Source organism: Neobacillus terrae (assembly GCF_011393025.1).
GTDB lineage: Bacteria > Bacillota > Bacilli > Bacillales > Cytobacillaceae > Neobacillus_A > Neobacillus_A terrae.
Window position 1 is genome coordinate 1 of sequence record NZ_JAAOEO010000032.1, and the last position, 15,980, is coordinate 15,980.

The following is a 15,980-nucleotide window of genomic DNA, read 5'->3' on the forward strand; positions in this document are numbered from 1 at the left end:
AGTATACCATGGCAAAATTTCTATTTTTATTGAAAAGTCTTGACAAACTATTAGCTGGTTTAGCTGAATAAGAAAAAAGATGCTGCCGCAGCAACACCATTACTTAACATAAGCCCCCGATAGTTTAAGTACAATCCTTCACAATCTAATCTTAAATAATGTTAACCAGCTTTTTTATCGCACTTATTACCACTTCTGGTTCATCATTCTGTATATTATGAGCACTGTTTTCAGCAACCACCAATTCACCATTTGTTGATATTTTAAGAATCTCCCTCTGCATTTCATTCCATAGCTCTTGTGATTCCTTTGAATAATGAGCCTTCTTACCAGCCGCAAGAACAATTAATGGGACATTTAATTTAGGTTTGGTTTCTTTTAACTGGTTTAGGCTTTCCATAAATTCATCATAATTACCTTCGTAAACAAATTGCTTGTTGTATGCTTGTTGAAAATCTTGTGACATCGTTGGGAGAAATCTTTCTCTGTAATCCTCTGGCGTAGAGTCAACCAGGACAAGTCCACAAACGTCATTATGATATTCAGTTGCATATATCCGCATATTTACTCCACCAAAGGAATGACCGACTAAAATGTAGGGAGGTTTAATCTTGGCTTCAATAAGAAGTTCCTTTAATTCTTTTACCATTTGGTGGCTGGTTCTGGGATTAGAACTTGTTTCACTTTTCCCGAGTCCTGCTCTATCATAAGCTAGAACATTAGAGAACATTGAAATATCTCCAATGACTGAATCCCAAGCCTTGGAAAAGTCTCCATATCCAGCATCCATTATGACAGTTGGTTTTCCGTAATTTTCTCCCGCCAATTTAGCGTATAGTGTACACTCACTTATTTTCACAAAAATTTCTTTGGTCATTTAGTCTATTCCTCTCATTTAGCCAACTATCAGTTAGTTAAAATTCAACAAATTTAACACTCCTTATCCTCTAACCTGCCCCTTTAGTCAAATAAAGTTATGCTTAGACAGATCGATAGGAAGAACCCATATAATTTACATAACTTATTTATTTGCTGACTTAAATTCCAAGGAGTGAAGGTAATTCCATCAAATCATCTATAATAAAATCCGCATTAACATTACTCCATTGAGTATCCTTTTTCCAAATTCCTTTCATCCCTACTTTTTGAGCAGCCTTCACGTCATTTTCAGGATGGTCACCAACATAAACACTTTGATTTGGCAAAACGTTAAGTTGATTCAAGGCTCGTAAAAATATATTGGGATCAGGTTTTTTCAGTCCTTCCCATTCGGAAACCAGAATTGATTTAAAATACTCTTCAATGCCTAACGCCTTTATATTATCCATTTGAAATTGCCCAATTCCATTAGTAATCATCCCCAGGCTCAACTGATTATTCCTAAGTTCCTCTAACAATTCAAAGAGGTTGGGAAAGGGGACGCAATTATCTTTAAATCGGCTTATATAATCTTGAAGGAAGTCCTCCCAAGTTAATCCTTTAATTTCAAATTCCTCTGTTAGTTGTTGATATACTTTATCCTTCCAAACGTAGCCACGATTATCTAGTTCTATAAATCGTGTAATGTATTTCTCTTTTGGGATATGGTTAAGCCACTTATTTAATCTTGCATATTGGTTATCGATAAATTTCTTTACCGATTCATCTCTATTTAACAAAGTCCCATCTAAATCAAAGATGACAGCCTTAACCATAAACCCCGACTCCCCCGAAAACAGTTTTTCCTTTTATTCTATACAAGTAATCAATATACCTTCTTAAGCTAACCTGCCACGATTGTTCAATAAAGAGTTTAACAAAAGGCTATGTTAAATCTGATGTTGATCTTAACGATAAAAAAACCGCCTCGTTGAAGAGGCGGCTTATTGAGCTATCGTATCCGTCGTAATCTGCTTTAGGAGAAAAGGTCATCTAACTGTCTGGTAAACGAGGGCTATGGCTCCAGAATCAAATGTCTTGTTTTCGATAAGTTTAAGATTAATCTTCTCCTTGAGACCTTGGAATAACGGCAACCCGCTGCCGATCAGGACTGGAGAAACCGTAATTTTATACTCATCTATTAAATCAAGCTGCATAAGGTAGTGTGCTAACCTAGGACTGCCGAGGATGACCATATCCTTGCCTGGCTCCTGTTTGAGGTTCTTGATCTCTTCCTCGACATCTTCTTTCACCAGTCTGGAATTGTTCCATTCGACTTTCTCCATCGTCGTGGAAAAAACGATTTTGGCTGTCTTTTCGATCCACTCGGCATGATCCCGTTCATGCTGCGAAGCTGAAGGGTCCGACGGCACAGATGTCCAGTAACTGTGCATCATCTGATAAGTCCCACGTCCCCATATGACAGTGTCCGCAGTACTCAGAATTTCTTTCGCGTGTTTCTCCAAGTCAGAATCGTAGGAAACCCAGCCAATGTCCATTTCACCGTTCGGACCTTCTACAAAACCGTCAAGCGATGCGTGCAGAAATAGAACAAGTTTTCTCATTTTTAGTTCTCCTTTGTTCATAAGGGATATCTACATTATAATTCAACTTGGGTTGCTAATCTATTAACAAGGATAAGCAGAAAGCCGAAGTTTGTCATTCGTATCGGTCACAGAAAACAGGCATGATTTCACCAACAACAAGGTTTAACATAGCCTAACAAAAAAAGGCGGTTATCCTTCCTGGATTAACGAATAAGAGAAGGCTTATAAATAACCGATTGTTATTTCTCCTTCATGATAAACCTCAATCACATATTTCATTGGTATATATAGATAAGTATCTGAAGAAACTGCAATCAAATCGTCAAATGCATTTATAATTGTTTTCAAATTGGCTTTTATTACTGGAAAATTCCCGTAACCCCAATACTCTTCAACATTCTCTTGATTGAGTAGGTCAGCAACCTCAGATAAATCAGAAATTAGGTGATGTTTTTCTATTTTGTACCAATCAATTCCATTAAATGGTGTAAATGGAACCTGTTCTTGAAAGGATTCATAAAGTTCATTACTCTTCTCATTAGAAAAAATGGTCACGTCACTTCCCATAACTTCTATACATTCATCAAATAAAATTCCATAATTGATACTATTTATTTTTTCCTGTTTGCGTTTTTGCCGTTCTAAAAGTATTTCCAACCTTTTCTTCCTATCGTTATTTTCCATCCACTTTCACCTAGCTAATTCTATTTATTAAAGCGACACCTTTACATAACATGAACCTCCGTTAGGTCACTAAGGAATAGGTAATTTAAGTTATCCAACCTAACATATCAATAGAGAATTAGTAACAAAAGCTTTCAAATAGGTAGTTGAAGAAGGGCTGTAACTTTTTTAATATGAAATTCCCTCGAAACAATTTCACATTAGCCACAATATCGAAGATCATTCAAATGGATAATTGGTCAATGGTTCATCTGCTTCAATCTCCGCTTTCATGCGTAACCATTTCGTCTTTAATTCGCCATCTACTGTTTTCCAGTCATAACGCTGGTGCCATAAGTTATAACCGAGCAACTGACGATAACTCAGCAAATACGGCAAGGCTTTTAACCACCAATTGTCGAAGGTGTTCACCACTTGATAGCCTTTTAGAAACGCGTCAAGGAACCAGGCTACGTGATCATCGAGCGACTCCCCCTTTTTTTCTTGTCGGTTGAATCTTGCGATGACCAAGTAAAGGATGGTAGCGACATCAAAGGCAAACCAATGATAACAACAATCATCAAAGTCAAATGCCGTTATCCTACCGTCTTTCGTAACGAAAAAGTTTTGATCGTAAAGGTCGCAGTGGACAAGACCATAGTTTTTTCCATCCTTTGGAATAGTTTCCAACCAATTTAACAGCTGATCCGCTTTCTGCCGAACAATCGGCTCTTCATGTGGCAGGTGACGCATCATATCCATCCAAGGCTCCTGTTTCCAATCTCGGCGTTTAGCACCTTGCAGAGGGACATAGGATTGGGTAAGCAAGTGCATCTGTCCAACGATGCGTCCCCAGTTGCCAACCATTTTCTCGTTCCAATCTTCTTCAACCGGGATTCGACCAGGAGCTTTTGTGAACATAGAGGCGTAATAACTGCCTTCCACACTTTCAACCAAATTTCCATCTTTTGATGGGAGTATATCAGGAACAGAAACACCGTTATCAAACAGATATTTCATGAAGTGCAATTCTGCCAATACCTCTTTTTGGTTACGCCAAGACTGTTTTGTTAAACGCATTATCCGTGAAGGATCCCCATTTTGCGCTGGGTATTGATAGACGTCATTGATATAGCCGCCCACATGTGTAAGCAAATCTGAATCAAGCCCGAATGCATTTGCTGCTGATTTTAACACCACTTCCTTCATCACGCCAAACCCCTCTCTTTCCGATTCTTAATCAATGATTTTCTAGGCAATGTAAATTTTATTCAACATTACTGCCTCTAATCCTGTAAATTAACTTCACATTTTAAAACAAAGAAATTCGATAATATCCTTTTTATTTGTTTGATTTTTCTTCGACTGCCTTGCCCGTTTTGTACAATAAGCAAAAATAGCTGCCCAGCAAATCCTTATTTAAACATAAGCCCCGGTAGTTGAAGAAGCACCTTCTCTACTTCGCAACTGTGTAATAAATTCTAAAAATTCTTTTCAATGAATTCAGCACGAACGTTCATTCGTGTATAATTAATATATGCCTTATTATGGAGGAATTTTTATGAACTCAATTGATTTAATTATTCTTAACTTAAATGAAGTAAGAAGGAGAAGCATAAAGGTCTGGACATCTATTCCTGAAGAAAAGCTTCACTGGAAGCCAGATGATGAAGCAATGAATTGCCTAGAAATGATTAGGCACGTACTTGAAAGCGAACATTATTATGACCTTGCAATTAGAAATAGAGGGAGTTTATCCGTTTTCGATTCCCCTTTCGAAAATCAGCCCTTTACTTCTGTAAATGCTGAATTGGAATTTGCAGAACCATACCGAAAGCAATTTATAGATAATATTAAGTCATTTTCCGAAGGTGATTTAGAAAATATAAACATTGACCGCTCTGAATCGGGTTACATAAGAGAATTAGGGGATATGCTTTTACGTGTTGCTTATCACGAATCCGTTCATACTGGGCAGTTATTGGATTATTTAAGGACAGCAGGGGTACCAAGAATCCGTATCTGGGATTAAACAAATCCATTGGTGCTATCACAATAGTGGTACACCTTTTTTATTACACAGTTTGTGTCAAATACTGTATTAAAGAGGAAGCGATTTTCATTCCTCTTCTTCCACTGACCTGCCCCGTTAGTCGAATAACAGAAAAAAGTCTCTACTCCTTACAGAAGTTTAGCCCAATGATTTGCAATCTCTTCCTTTTCCTGTTATTCTAGAGAAGAATTATTTTTGTTCGGTGTAAAAGGATTGTATGAGTATCGACTTTTCGTCTTGAAAATCACTTTGGGCAAGGATAGTAATACATTGTGTGGTAACGCACTGGGAGGCAACAAAAATGGAACAAGGTACAGTTAAATGGTTTAATGCAGAAAAAGGTTTTGGCTTTATCGAACGTGAAAATGGAGACGATGTATTCGTACACTTCTCTGCAATCCAAAGTGAAGGCTTCAAATCTTTAGACGAAGGTCAAAAAGTAACGTTTGACGTTGAGCAAGGTGCTCGTGGACCTCAAGCTGCTAATGTACAAAAAGCTTAATCTTAAATAAATTATTACAAACAGGTTCTCTCTATAGAGCCTGTTTTTTATGTGCTTCTTTATAATGCTCAATAAAAAACCCTACTCAACGTTCGAGTAGGGAGATGGTACAGGTAATATAAAAAGATTTAAAGCTTCAAAGGTTCGTTTACATTATAACATACTGTTTGACAATATGCGGTATGTATATGGTTATTTATTTTTCTTTTACAATACTTCTTCATTTCATTCTTTCTTATACTGCCCCGAAAACGAATCTATAAAAACAGCTGAAATTGCTAAAGCCAAGAAAGAAGCGGATCTAAAGGCTGCAGCCGCAGCTAAAGCTAAGAAAGAGGCAGAACGAAAGACTGCAGCCGCAGCAAAGGCTAACGATCCAATGACTTGGACTCCTGGGGTTAAGGAGAAATTTGAGAAAGAATTTTATGAAGCGGGATACGCAGATACAAAAGATTCTATTACCTACAAAAATGCTTACGTCAATGACGGTCAGGGCTTCTATGAAGTATGGGCACAAGGAATGGGGAATTCCGATATGTTGTTGTAGTTAATGTGAAAACAGGCTGGTATCACGGTTAGATTATCTTTTATAAATATTGCCATCCTAAAATTCCACTATTCAGGAAATAAAACTCCCAGCATTAGCTTAGCGTGATGAGGTAAAAAATGAGACTTGTAAACAAAAAAGCTCGTGGCCTGCAAAATGGCACGAGCTTTTTTATCTTTATTCAACATTAGCCCCCGTTTGTTTAAGTGAAAGTATTCACAATTTGTAAATTAAATGTCAATTAGGAAAATTAGAGAATCTGTTATTTGCAAAAAAATTAATAGCTATTTGCAACACCAAATCACTGTTTTGGTTGTTTATGAGTACAATTAAACACTTCTTTTTCTCAATGCTTCCCTGTCTACATTTTGCGGAGGTTGTTCCAACCACCTGTTTTCAATCATCAATTCAGCTCCATCAATCCCAAATTGAAGTATTTCAGCTACTAACCTTGTATAATGTCCACCTAAATCGTGTCTCAGACTTGCACCAATTGCGGCTCCGTATCCAGCAACACTAATTTCATTTAAACTGATAGCCTGAAACATCATTAGCTTGTCTGAAAATGGTGCATCAATGGATTGAGAAATGGTTGAATCCCATGTACTTGGCAACGGTACTCCATCTTCTATCAATATTTGTCTAAATACAGTTTCATGCTTTGCGGCTATTTCAGTACCTCTCTCCATATATTTTCTAACTTCAGGTGATGTAGCAGTTTGGGAAAAACCTGATACAAAACTCCTGCCAATTGAGTTTGTTTCCGTATTTTTAGAAATATGTGCTAGTTCAATGGCAGTTAAAGGGCGATGTTTGCCGATAAATCCTGATAGAAATGATTCACTTTGAAGGTATTCAGCTTTTACCATTGGTGCTATAGTAGGCGAACGGACAAACGCACCCTTTTTAAGAAGTAAATCACATGCGTTATTGTATAGTTTCATAAACATTTCGGAAGTTTTCGAAAAAAATTCTCTTATATCGTTTCGTGCCAATACTTCTAGTAAAGCTGCCGCGGCTACTGTTCCAGCGGCAGCCATGTATTTAATATATCGCAGGGTAAAAAGGTCTGAATATACTCTACCTGCTTTTAAGTTTACATCTTCTTGCGTAAATCCAAAAGGGATTGCATGATTTTCTTTTTCAAAGAACTGTTTGACTTCATTCACAACAAAATTACAATTTGTTAATGCGGTTTGAATAATGTCAGTACTATCAACATCTTCATTTACGTTGGCAAAATGCTGCACTATACAATAAGACATTGAATTCTGCATATAAGCACTCCACAATGCTGCAACTTCTGAAGAAACAAGTTTTGGGTTATGCTCCATTTTTACTCAATACTCCTTTATTTTTTTCTTATTATGTACAAAAAAGGTTTTTATATTAGTTCAAACTTCTTACTGTTGAAGCAAAAAGATTGGTATGATATCTCGAAATTGTCAAAAAACATTCTTCAACAAACCTGCCCTTTAGCCATCCATGCAGCACAAAATCAGTGCTGCACCACAGAGAATGAAAATGGGTAGGAAGTGTCAATACTGATACTGACCTTAATCCAGTCCACGCCACTCCATAGACTTATTAATTAACGCTCTCCTCTTTTTTTTATCGATTGAGCAGGGTCTTCTTAAGTATTGTCATTTTTTCCAATCTTAAAGAAACTTATTTTCATGGTAGTTCAAGAAGAAGTTCAACAAAAAGTGCGTTAATCCTTTTTGGAATAACGCACTCATTACCTTAATCATATACATCATTGCTGTTGACGTACACGAAAGTCGTTTAGACTTAGCAAAACAACTTGGCGCAACTCATGCTTTTAATGGGTCACAAGTAGATGTTGTCAAAGAAATCAAAGCTATCACAAATGGCGGTACAAACTATGCTGTCGATACAACTGGCGTACCTCCTGTGGTTCGTCAGTGTTTACAAGCTTTACGTCCGTTAGGTAAAGCAGCTATTGTTGGTGTAACTCCTGAAATGACTATTGATGTGCATAATGATATTTAAGCAGAAGGAAAAACCATGATGGGAGTAATTGAAGGAGATGCGTTTCCCCGTATATTTATTCCTCAGCTTGTTGAATATTACAAAGCAGGTCGATTCCCATTTGATAAATTAGTTAAATACTATGAATTTGAGCAAATTAACGAAGCATTTGAAGACTCTAAAAAAGGCCTGGCCATTAAGCCTATTTTGCGTATCGTATAAAAACACATAAAAAAATAAAACCAAGTCTTGCTAATTTTTAAATAGCCGGTCTTGGTTTTTGTATAAAGAGTCTGTTCAACTATCCTCAAAAGCTAACCTGCCACTTTAACATATAGAAAAAAAGAGTTCCGAAGCAATTACTTACAAGCACGGTTTAGTTAAAGAACATCGTTCACTTATAGATTTATATCTTTTACCTCAATTAAGTAAAGGGGATTCCCTTCAGGGTCATTGAAATAAGCTATTCGGGTTGCTTCTTCTTCCATTATAGTCTGGAACTCAACACCACGGGATTTTAGCAACTTTATTGCTGAATCTAATTCCTGTACTTCCAATCCAATATGGACGCTCCCTGATTTCCCCGGATGTGATTCTTGTCCTTCACGAGGATGAACCAGCCCGATGGTCAATCCAGGAACTTCGACCTGCACCAAATGCTCTTCTACTTTGAATTGGACATTTAATCCTAAGGTTTCCACATAAAAATGTTCAGCCTTTTTTTAAATCATCTACTATTATCGATACACTGCTACTCTTAAACATTGTGTATTCCTCCATTTTTCAATCTTCTTTTATTATATTCCATAATTATTTTAATTCATAAATAAGGTGTGACCCATGAATTGGAAAGAATACCTATAAGCATGTGCTAAGGTTTTATTCCTAAAATACCCGATTTCAACATTTTCTCCAGCATAACATCGGTTCTAATATTCGCTTGTTTTTTGTAACCTATTAAGAATATAGCACCAAATAAGTTAAATGAATTATTACCGAGCAATAAATGCTTGAATAACTATCTTTATTTAGGAACCTCCTCAACATTCAATATTAATTAAAATTCATCTTTGGTATTAAGCTTTCTCCCCTTTTAATGTAATAGCAAAAAAGCCGTCTCAATTGGACAGCCCGTCCTCTCCAAGTTCTTTGGAAGCTCTTTTTCATTTTTTGTTTTTAAATTAGCTAGATTTTGAGATAATTTATTTTGTCTTTCTTTATTATCCCTATTAGAACTCACTAATCACATTTCTCCTGATTTTAGAATTAATTAATGTTTACACCGACCTATATCCTTTGCTTACATATTCAAAAAAAAATAGAGGAACTGCCGCTCCAACTCCTTCCCGAACTCAAATATACGTTAGAGGCACAACTGCTAATTAATTTCTTCCCATTTGGTTGAATTATATTTTATCCATTCGTTCACTAGGACTTTATTAAAATATTTTTCACCAGAAACTATAATGTACGGAAGAAATTCATATGTCTCAAAAGAAGATAATTGTCCTCTTTGTTCATCTTGTGCGTTTACAATTAATTTGAGTTGCTCCGCAGACATACTTAAATATTTCGCCGTTTCCCCAAATGTTAATAACCCTTTATCCATACTAGTATTAGTAACTATACTCTTGCTGTTCTGTTTTTTGTTGTAATTACCTATCTGAAATCCACAGTAAATTATAGAAAAACTTAAAAGAATGATTGCTACTGATAAGAAATGTTTTATCATTACTGGCACCCTCCTAACGATTGATTCTATATTTTTATTCATTAACAAGGTTGTTTTATCCTTCTTTCTATGACTTTAACGTTTTTTGAAACTCACTTCAGCTAAGGAACCAACTATAAAATAACTTCAACTCCCCCCACTAACACAATAAGATGAGTGTTGTGTCCTCAATTATGAATAAAAATCTTCCAATAGTGGGAGTCTATCCAAGTATTTAAAGAAGGTGAGGGAAAAGAATGATCGTACATAGAAGTTTTTTGAAGCTCTTAAGGGAAAAAGAAATACCCTTAACACATAAGTTTACCTATGATATAAAAGGTACTGTTAAAAAAATAAGCTTAGTTGAAATACTGGACAGTTATACAAGCCATTTTGCTGATGATATTTTAGTCCTCGTGAAAATGTATGAAGAATGGTCGGCGGAGGATATTATTAATTCATTTGAGCGATTGGGATTTAGAGAATGTTTTAATCAAATAGTCGGAACAAAAAACGGCCAGAAAATGACTCGTATTTGCTACGAATTGATCCGAGAAGGCGAAAAAAGTATAAAGTTTTATAATGAAGATGATGTCTTAGAAACTTGGGAACTGACATATACAGAATCTAAAATAAAGCTTGTTTGTAGAGGAAAAACTATTTTGACAAACAAGGTAGACGAAATAATGGTGGAATTCATTGACATCATTGATAATATCGTGGGATATGGTGAGCCGGTAAACACAATCCAAAACAATTATTGGGCTAATTCTAAATAAATCTTTTAAGAACAAAAAAGCCTTTATTGGAAGTTCAATAAGCATAAAGGGTTGCCAGAGCAATATCTTTTACTAAAAATAAGCACCCGTTGGTACAATAATGGTTAGCCAGTTATTTGTGGTTGACCTTTTTTTATTTTGGATTGAGTAAACCTTTAGTCATTTTTTATTGAGGGATAACAGATTTTGAATAGAACATCTTATCAGACTGTGACACATTTATATTCCTTTTTACTATAAAATTCTAAGATTTTTTTACCGCCTTAACAGTTTGTTCTCTGTCGCACCCCACTTGTTGCGTGTAATATACATACTGAATATGGAAATATTTAAAGTAATCACTAGCTCCTGGCATTTAGTACGTCATCATCTAGCCATTATGTATAAACCTTCTTCAACCTTAAAGTTCCTTCCAAGTGATTTGAAATCTTGCGAATTAGCGAGTATATGTAAGTAACGTATAAATCTGAGAGAGCGCAAAAAGAAAAATGTCTGCTATTTTTTCAGCTGGATCTTCCGCTTTTGTTTCCTTTAGTTAATAAGCTTAAACAACCTTATTTAATACAGAGATAAGAAAAAGACCTATCCAAGAGTGAATAGGTCTTTCTTCTACTTATTTTTTACGAGCTGCAAGAAAAACAGCCACTAACGATAGTATTAAAGAAACAATTGATAAGATAAGTGGAAGAGAATTGGATGATTCATTTGTTGAAACAGTCCCTGCTTTTACTGTTTCTTTCTTTGTGTCGCCTGTTTTTGCCTGGTTATCTTGATGATGGTCTTCTGAAGCACCAGCAACAATATCAGTTATAGAGTGAGGAGATTTAGAATTTTCATCTCCTGTCCATTCCACAATTGATCCGTCTTTGTAATATTGATAGGCATCCCAAGCTACTTGAGTAGCATTGTCTGGATTCTTTGCAACGAATGTAAAGGATTGAAATTGTCCCTGAAGGATTCCCTCCCCTGTCGATTCAAAACTGAAGGACTTTACTTTACCCTTCGCATCCTTTTCCGCTGAATACTTCCATCCTGGAACAGGCTGATAAGACATTATTTCAACACCCTCAGGGGCTTTTAATGTAATTTTCGTTGTCGGTATTTCTTTTTCAACCGGTACCTTTACGGTATAGGTTTCCCATGCTCCAGTAGTTGAAGATTTTGGAACAACTGTTACGTGAGCACTAGCTGTGCTAGAAAATAAAAATAATCCTAGCACCGTTAATAAAAACATTTTAGACATTTTTTTCATTGTTATTCTCCTTTTCTATCTCTTCATTGGCTGCCAACTATACAAGTAAAATTAGCATCCATTGTATCTAAATCCTTGGTTAAAACATGAACCTTAACACTCCATTTGCCGGACATATTGAAATTAAATCCTGTCCATTCATACTCACCCGAATTATGTTCCTTTAACGTGACGGTATCTTCACCCATTTCCATTTCAAGGGAGGTGAAGGTAAGGGTCACTTGTTCAATATTTTTTAGCCTTTTCCCTTGAGAATTTTTAAGAAAAACCTTAAATTCATTCTTCCCAATGGTATTGGGAGTGACTTTGAAGGTAATCCCATTTCCATGTTTGTCTGTTTTGGTTTCATTAAACGCTCCTGGAGAAGCCATCGCGGTCGGTAAGTTGGTTAATATAACCGTAAGAAGCAAAATGACTATTCCGGTTGCTAATTCTGTTTTTATTGAAAAAGGAAGCCCTTTTTCAACTCCTCGTTTTCCGTTTATAAAATTAAATGCAGCTAGAAATACCATGATCATCAAAAGCAGTACTTTTCCTAACATAGTTCTTCCATAGTCTGTATAAATTAAAGACTGTAAGGTAGGGATAAATAAAAAACTTCCGTAGACCCCCGTTATGGATAATAGGATAACTAGGATTACTCCCCATTTAGAAAATTGCCGGATACATTCAAAAAAGTGACTTCTGGTCTCCTGAGATTGGGTCAAAGGACTCAGCAAAACGATACAAAGTAAACTTCCAATCCAAATAGAAGCAGTTAATAAATGGAGGAAATCTATAGTAATCGGCAAAAATGGATGGGAATTTGATGCTGCATGGCTTGTGTACGCCTTCGTTAACAATAACCCTATTCCAAAAACAAAGGATATCCACACCCATAACCTTTTGGAAAATCCATGTTTACTAACCCAAAGGACTGGAAGCATCAAAAGCAGCAACATGGTAATTTGGATCGTCCAAGTTTTACCGAACGATGTGCTGAATATAATTTGACTCATCACACTATCGGAAAATACCGTGGTCCATGGTGAACCTGATTCAATGGTCGCCTGTAAGGGCAAAGATAAAATGAGACTCAAGGCTAAAAGAAAAAATGAATACTTGAGAACAACACTTAGGGATCTTTTTATCCTGATGTTATGTAGTAAATCTTTTGGCAGAACAAAAAGGAAAAAGAATAGGATTCCAATTAAAAATGAATTACTGATATATTGAATCCAACGAATGACAATTAAATCAGCTTTTGGGGTATATCCCCTCGTCTCTTGTTTAAAACCAGTATTAGCCTGTGTTTGTTCCTTTTTTCCGATTTGAAAAGGAATGACTCCCTGAATAGGATGACCGTCACTTGACACCACACGCCAATTAACTCTGTAAGTGCCATTTTTTAAATTTTTTTTTAGACTGCATTCAATGATTGTTGGATTATCGGGATTAATCTGTCCGTCTTTCTGGTCAATCCGCTTGCCAGTTGAATCAAATACCTCAATAGATTGGAAAGAAGGCTGAATTTCCTCATCAAACTGAATCCAAACCTTGCCGGGAACACGGTTAATCACTTGATTTTCCGATGGATTGGACTTAGTTATAAAAGCATGGGCTGAAGAGAAAGTTGGAAAAGAAAATAGGAATAAAAGACTTAAAATGATAAAAGAGGATGATCTTTTTTGGCTCCTCAATCTATTAATTCCTCACTACTATGGCAATCGCAGCTCCTCTTCCCAGCCATTCTTAATTCAATTTCCTCTATCGCTTCCTCGAACCCTAAAACAGTACCGCCGAATCCTTTTTTAAACTGCTCCGCCTGTTTCCTTGAACTGAATGTGAGAACCTGGGGCTCACAACAATTTAAATTTAAATCCGTGTCTAACAAATAGTGAGCCAATTTGGCACTTATCGTCATGTCATTAAGAAAGTCACGGCAAATAATCTGTGACACTTCATCTTCAATTGCTTTGAACCGCAATAAACCGCAGTGTGGGCAGCATAGCTGCTCTACTTGTGAATCATGAGCAATAATCTGTACTGGGTTTCTACTAAAAGATTCTTTCAAGCAGTAAGAGCAGCCTTTTAAAGTTTCTTGGGGCTGATTCCTCAAAGAAAGACCCCCGGAAGATTTAACTATCTTATTTTCTTCTAATAATGGCTTTATATCTCGGTATACAGTCATTTCAGAAACCCTTAATCTTGTACTAATATCAGAAATGGAGAGTGGACCTTCGTCTTTTAACCACTTTAACAATTGTTGTCTTCGTTCATTTGGTAACATGGTACCTGCCACCTTTTTCAAAGGAATTAATATGTATATTTCAACTTTAAAATATTTTAATACTATAAACAAGGTTGAAATGTGAACGAACCGTGAAAAAACATCAATAATTTAACAACTATTCACAAGTCTTAACAGAATAATATTAATTCAAACATTAAAAAATCGCCATAATGGCGATTAAAGAATCTTTTTTTATTTTCGCAGCTCTTTTCTTTCTCTGCCATATGAATTCCGATTCCCTTTTGTATCGACTAAATTAAGTGAAAATGTTCTAAAGCACGTATTATGCCGTCATTATCTACATCATCCGTGATGTAGTCCGCTGCTTTTTTCACCTTTTCCCCAGCATTCCCCATGGCTACACCTAATGCTACAAATTCCAGCATTTCTATATCATTTTCTCCATCTCCAAATGCCATTGTACTTTCTAGGGGAATCTGATAATACTCCAAGATGCTTTTAATCCCTTCCTTTTTACTTCCACTTTCAGGAATAATATCAATTGCTAAGGCATTCCAACGTGTCGCTTTAGAATATTTAAGGACACTTAGGGGAAAAGTTTTAGCTTTTACACTATCAACATAGGGAACTATTTGATAAACGGGATTTTCCAAAGCACGATGGATATCCATGACGGGAGGTAAGGATGAATGGATTGCTTTTTGTGCCTCTATCACTTCCTGGTTGATCATATTAATGTACATTCTATCCTTTTCTAAGAACATGCATGGATACGGATGTGAATCAATTTGTTTTATAATATTTTTTATATCTTCCTTGTTGATTTCATTATGATAGATTATTTCTTTTTCGTTAAAGCAATACTGCCCATTTAAAGTAATGTAGCCATCAAAGTAAAGGCCATCTATCAAACGCTCTTCCTCAATCTCTAACACATGTCTTCCAGTAGCCACGAAAAGGTGTATACCCTTTTTACGAAGTTTTTCTAATGCTAACTTTGTAGATTCAGTATATGTCTTACTCTTACCTGAAACTAAAGTACCATCAATGTCAAAAAAAATAGCTCGTACCATTATAAATCTCCTTGTATAGAGTTTTGTTTAGCTATAACTCAACCTTATAATTCTTAATGTTATAGAATGTAAGGGTTGACTGAGTTAAAACAACATGAATGATTTAAACCTATCTATAGATTTTAAGTCTCTTTCAACCAAAACGCATTCAGTGAACGAACTAATCCATAGTTGGCAAACACGCTGTGTAACTAATGCCCGAACCTCCGAACAATTATATTAGAAAAAAACTCCAACCCAATTTAGGCTGGAGTTTCCTTCATTCCATTAAATCCCGTCTGAAAAGTCTTCCTCAATATCTACTTTCGCTGCTTGTGTGTTGACCTTTTCAAATTTTGCAGCAAAGCTCCTTGTCTGGTTCACAATGAAATTTGCTAAATCAGATAGTTCCATCGTTTCCTTCATAAGTGACGCCTCAAGAATCGCCCCTAGATTACAGCCTGCAACCACTTCCATGTGATGATTGTTATTTGCAATTTTTGCACACTCTTTATAAGGTGTTCCACCAAGAATGTCACACACAAATAAAAATGATGTATCCGGAAATGAAGATATAACATCCTGTAATTTTGCCGCTAAATCGCTGTCACTCATATCACTTGTAAAATCTACTGCCATCACATCTTCATTTTGACCTGCAAGTAATTCTATAGATCCCTTTATTCCGGTAGATATTTCCCCGTGTCCTGTTAATATAATCTTCTTCATAT

General features: G+C 36.0%; 19 protein-coding genes. 6 read left to right on the plus strand and 13 right to left on the minus strand.

The genetic code is table 11. The features are described 5' to 3' along the window. Window positions 1-151 precede the first annotated feature (151 nt). The 5 genes from G8761_RS24095 to G8761_RS24115 all read right to left on the minus strand — a co-directional run bounded on the left by G8761_RS24095 (window position 152) and on the right by G8761_RS24115 (window position 4,337). Window positions 152-877, minus strand: coding sequence for an alpha/beta fold hydrolase (locus G8761_RS24095; RefSeq protein WP_166030492.1), 726 nt, complete (start codon window positions 875-877; stop codon window positions 152-154). Between the two features lie 160 nt (window positions 878-1,037). After that, the gene (locus G8761_RS24100; RefSeq protein ID WP_166030493.1) at window positions 1,038-1,694 is read right to left on the minus strand and encodes an HAD family hydrolase; all 657 of its coding nucleotides are present in this window, start codon (window positions 1,692-1,694) and stop codon (window positions 1,038-1,040) included. A 213-nt stretch (window positions 1,695-1,907) separates the two neighbouring features. Next, complete coding sequence (locus tag G8761_RS24105; RefSeq protein ID WP_166030494.1) at window positions 1,908-2,483, minus strand: dihydrofolate reductase family protein; 576 nt, start codon at window positions 2,481-2,483, stop codon at window positions 1,908-1,910. A gap of 204 nt (window positions 2,484-2,687) precedes the next feature. Further along, window positions 2,688-3,149 carry a CDI toxin immunity protein gene (locus G8761_RS24110; RefSeq protein WP_166030495.1) on the minus strand — a complete coding sequence of 154 codons (462 nt, stop codon included), beginning with the start codon at window positions 3,147-3,149 and terminating at the stop codon, window positions 2,688-2,690. Between the two features lie 219 nt (window positions 3,150-3,368). Beyond that, complete coding sequence (locus G8761_RS24115; RefSeq protein WP_166030496.1) at window positions 3,369-4,337, minus strand: phosphotransferase enzyme family protein; 969 nt, start codon at window positions 4,335-4,337, stop codon at window positions 3,369-3,371. A 352-nt stretch (window positions 4,338-4,689) separates the two neighbouring features. On the opposite strand from G8761_RS24115, the gene G8761_RS24120 reads away from it, so the two are divergent. The 3 genes from G8761_RS24120 (at window position 4,690) to G8761_RS24130 (ending at window position 6,230) form a co-directional block, all read left to right on the plus strand. After that, complete coding sequence (locus G8761_RS24120) at window positions 4,690-5,160, plus strand: DinB family protein (RefSeq protein ID WP_166030497.1); 471 nt, start codon at window positions 4,690-4,692, stop codon at window positions 5,158-5,160. Between the two features lie 322 nt (window positions 5,161-5,482). Continuing rightward, on the plus strand, window positions 5,483-5,683 hold the full coding sequence (gene cspC, locus G8761_RS24125; RefSeq protein ID WP_053367965.1) for a cold shock protein CspC: 201 nt from the start codon (window positions 5,483-5,485) through the stop codon (window positions 5,681-5,683). Between the two features lie 175 nt (window positions 5,684-5,858). Then, window positions 5,859-6,230, plus strand: coding sequence for a hypothetical protein (locus G8761_RS24130; RefSeq protein WP_166030498.1), 372 nt, complete (start codon window positions 5,859-5,861; stop codon window positions 6,228-6,230). Between the two features lie 329 nt (window positions 6,231-6,559). Here the strand turns inward: G8761_RS24130 and G8761_RS24135 are convergent, their stop codons facing one another. Further along, window positions 6,560-7,564, minus strand: a complete 1,005-nt coding sequence (locus tag G8761_RS24135; RefSeq protein ID WP_166030499.1) for a DUF3231 family protein — start codon at window positions 7,562-7,564, stop codon at window positions 6,560-6,562. Between the two features lie 424 nt (window positions 7,565-7,988). Between G8761_RS24135 and G8761_RS27430 the strand changes: the two genes are divergently transcribed. Both G8761_RS27430 and G8761_RS27435 read left to right on the plus strand, forming a co-directional pair. Next, complete coding sequence (locus tag G8761_RS27430) at window positions 7,989-8,243, plus strand: zinc-binding dehydrogenase (RefSeq protein WP_338001030.1); 255 nt, start codon at window positions 7,989-7,991, stop codon at window positions 8,241-8,243. Window positions 8,244-8,258: 15 nt separating this feature from the next. Continuing rightward, the gene (locus G8761_RS27435; protein ID WP_243450131.1) at window positions 8,259-8,444 is read left to right on the plus strand and encodes a hypothetical protein; all 186 of its coding nucleotides are present in this window, start codon (window positions 8,259-8,261) and stop codon (window positions 8,442-8,444) included. Window positions 8,445-8,620: 176 nt separating this feature from the next. Here the strand turns inward: G8761_RS27435 and G8761_RS24145 are convergent, their stop codons facing one another. Next, window positions 8,621-8,923 carry a VOC family protein gene (locus tag G8761_RS24145; protein ID WP_338001028.1) on the minus strand — a complete coding sequence of 101 codons (303 nt, stop codon included), beginning with the start codon at window positions 8,921-8,923 and terminating at the stop codon, window positions 8,621-8,623. 677 nt (window positions 8,924-9,600) lie between these two features. Further along, window positions 9,601-9,954 carry a hypothetical protein gene (locus G8761_RS24150; RefSeq protein ID WP_166030500.1) on the minus strand — a complete coding sequence of 118 codons (354 nt, stop codon included), beginning with the start codon at window positions 9,952-9,954 and terminating at the stop codon, window positions 9,601-9,603. Between the two features lie 236 nt (window positions 9,955-10,190). Between G8761_RS24150 and G8761_RS24155 the strand changes: the two genes are divergently transcribed. Continuing rightward, on the plus strand, window positions 10,191-10,712 hold the full coding sequence (locus G8761_RS24155; protein ID WP_166030501.1) for a V-type ATP synthase subunit D: 522 nt from the start codon (window positions 10,191-10,193) through the stop codon (window positions 10,710-10,712). 613 nt (window positions 10,713-11,325) lie between these two features. Here G8761_RS24155 and G8761_RS24160 read toward each other — a convergent pair. From G8761_RS24160 to G8761_RS24180, 5 genes are all read right to left on the minus strand, one after another. Beyond that, window positions 11,326-11,964, minus strand: coding sequence for a YcnI family copper-binding membrane protein (locus G8761_RS24160; protein WP_166030502.1), 639 nt, complete (start codon window positions 11,962-11,964; stop codon window positions 11,326-11,328). Window positions 11,965-11,987: 23 nt separating this feature from the next. Continuing rightward, window positions 11,988-13,643 carry a copper resistance protein CopC gene (locus G8761_RS24165; RefSeq protein WP_207789333.1) on the minus strand — a complete coding sequence of 552 codons (1,656 nt, stop codon included), beginning with the start codon at window positions 13,641-13,643 and terminating at the stop codon, window positions 11,988-11,990. Then, the gene (locus G8761_RS24170) at window positions 13,640-14,233 is read right to left on the minus strand and encodes a DeoR family transcriptional regulator (RefSeq protein WP_166030503.1); all 594 of its coding nucleotides are present in this window, start codon (window positions 14,231-14,233) and stop codon (window positions 13,640-13,642) included. Before G8761_RS24170 ends, G8761_RS24165 begins: the two co-directional genes overlap by 4 nt. A 254-nt stretch (window positions 14,234-14,487) precedes the next feature. After that, complete coding sequence (locus G8761_RS24175; protein WP_166030504.1) at window positions 14,488-15,270, minus strand: Cof-type HAD-IIB family hydrolase; 783 nt, start codon at window positions 15,268-15,270, stop codon at window positions 14,488-14,490. Between the two features lie 267 nt (window positions 15,271-15,537). After that, on the minus strand, window positions 15,538-15,978 hold the full coding sequence (locus tag G8761_RS24180) for a PTS sugar transporter subunit IIA (protein ID WP_166030505.1): 441 nt from the start codon (window positions 15,976-15,978) through the stop codon (window positions 15,538-15,540). Between the last annotated feature and the right edge of the window lie 2 nt (window positions 15,979-15,980).

Coding starts and splice junctions, on each gene's coding strand:
- G8761_RS24095 (WP_166030492.1), bottom strand. CDS start 877: ATGACCAAAGAAATTTTTGTGAAAATAAGTGAGTGTACACTATACGCT.
- G8761_RS24100 (WP_166030493.1), bottom strand. CDS start 1,694: ATGGTTAAGGCTGTCATCTTTGATTTAGATGGGACTTTGTTAAATAGA.
- G8761_RS24105 (WP_166030494.1), bottom strand. CDS start 2,483: ATGAGAAAACTTGTTCTATTTCTGCACGCATCGCTTGACGGTTTTGTA.
- G8761_RS24110 (WP_166030495.1), bottom strand. CDS start 3,149: ATGGAAAATAACGATAGGAAGAAAAGGTTGGAAATACTTTTAGAACGG.
- G8761_RS24115 (WP_166030496.1), bottom strand. CDS start 4,337: ATGAAGGAAGTGGTGTTAAAATCAGCAGCAAATGCATTCGGGCTTGAT.
- G8761_RS24120 (WP_166030497.1), top strand. CDS start 4,690: ATGAACTCAATTGATTTAATTATTCTTAACTTAAATGAAGTAAGAAGG.
- cspC (WP_053367965.1), top strand. CDS start 5,483: ATGGAACAAGGTACAGTTAAATGGTTTAATGCAGAAAAAGGTTTTGGC.
- G8761_RS24130 (WP_166030498.1), top strand. CDS start 5,859: ATGCGGTATGTATATGGTTATTTATTTTTCTTTTACAATACTTCTTCA.
- G8761_RS24135 (WP_166030499.1), bottom strand. CDS start 7,564: ATGGAGCATAACCCAAAACTTGTTTCTTCAGAAGTTGCAGCATTGTGG.
- G8761_RS27435 (WP_243450131.1), top strand. CDS start 8,259: ATGATGGGAGTAATTGAAGGAGATGCGTTTCCCCGTATATTTATTCCT.
- G8761_RS24150 (WP_166030500.1), bottom strand. CDS start 9,954: ATGATAAAACATTTCTTATCAGTAGCAATCATTCTTTTAAGTTTTTCT.
- G8761_RS24155 (WP_166030501.1), top strand. CDS start 10,191: ATGATCGTACATAGAAGTTTTTTGAAGCTCTTAAGGGAAAAAGAAATA.
- G8761_RS24160 (WP_166030502.1), bottom strand. CDS start 11,964: ATGAAAAAAATGTCTAAAATGTTTTTATTAACGGTGCTAGGATTATTT.
- G8761_RS24170 (WP_166030503.1), bottom strand. CDS start 14,233: ATGTTACCAAATGAACGAAGACAACAATTGTTAAAGTGGTTAAAAGAC.
- G8761_RS24175 (WP_166030504.1), bottom strand. CDS start 15,270: ATGGTACGAGCTATTTTTTTTGACATTGATGGTACTTTAGTTTCAGGT.
- G8761_RS24180 (WP_166030505.1), bottom strand. CDS start 15,978: ATGAAGAAGATTATATTAACAGGACACGGGGAAATATCTACCGGAATA.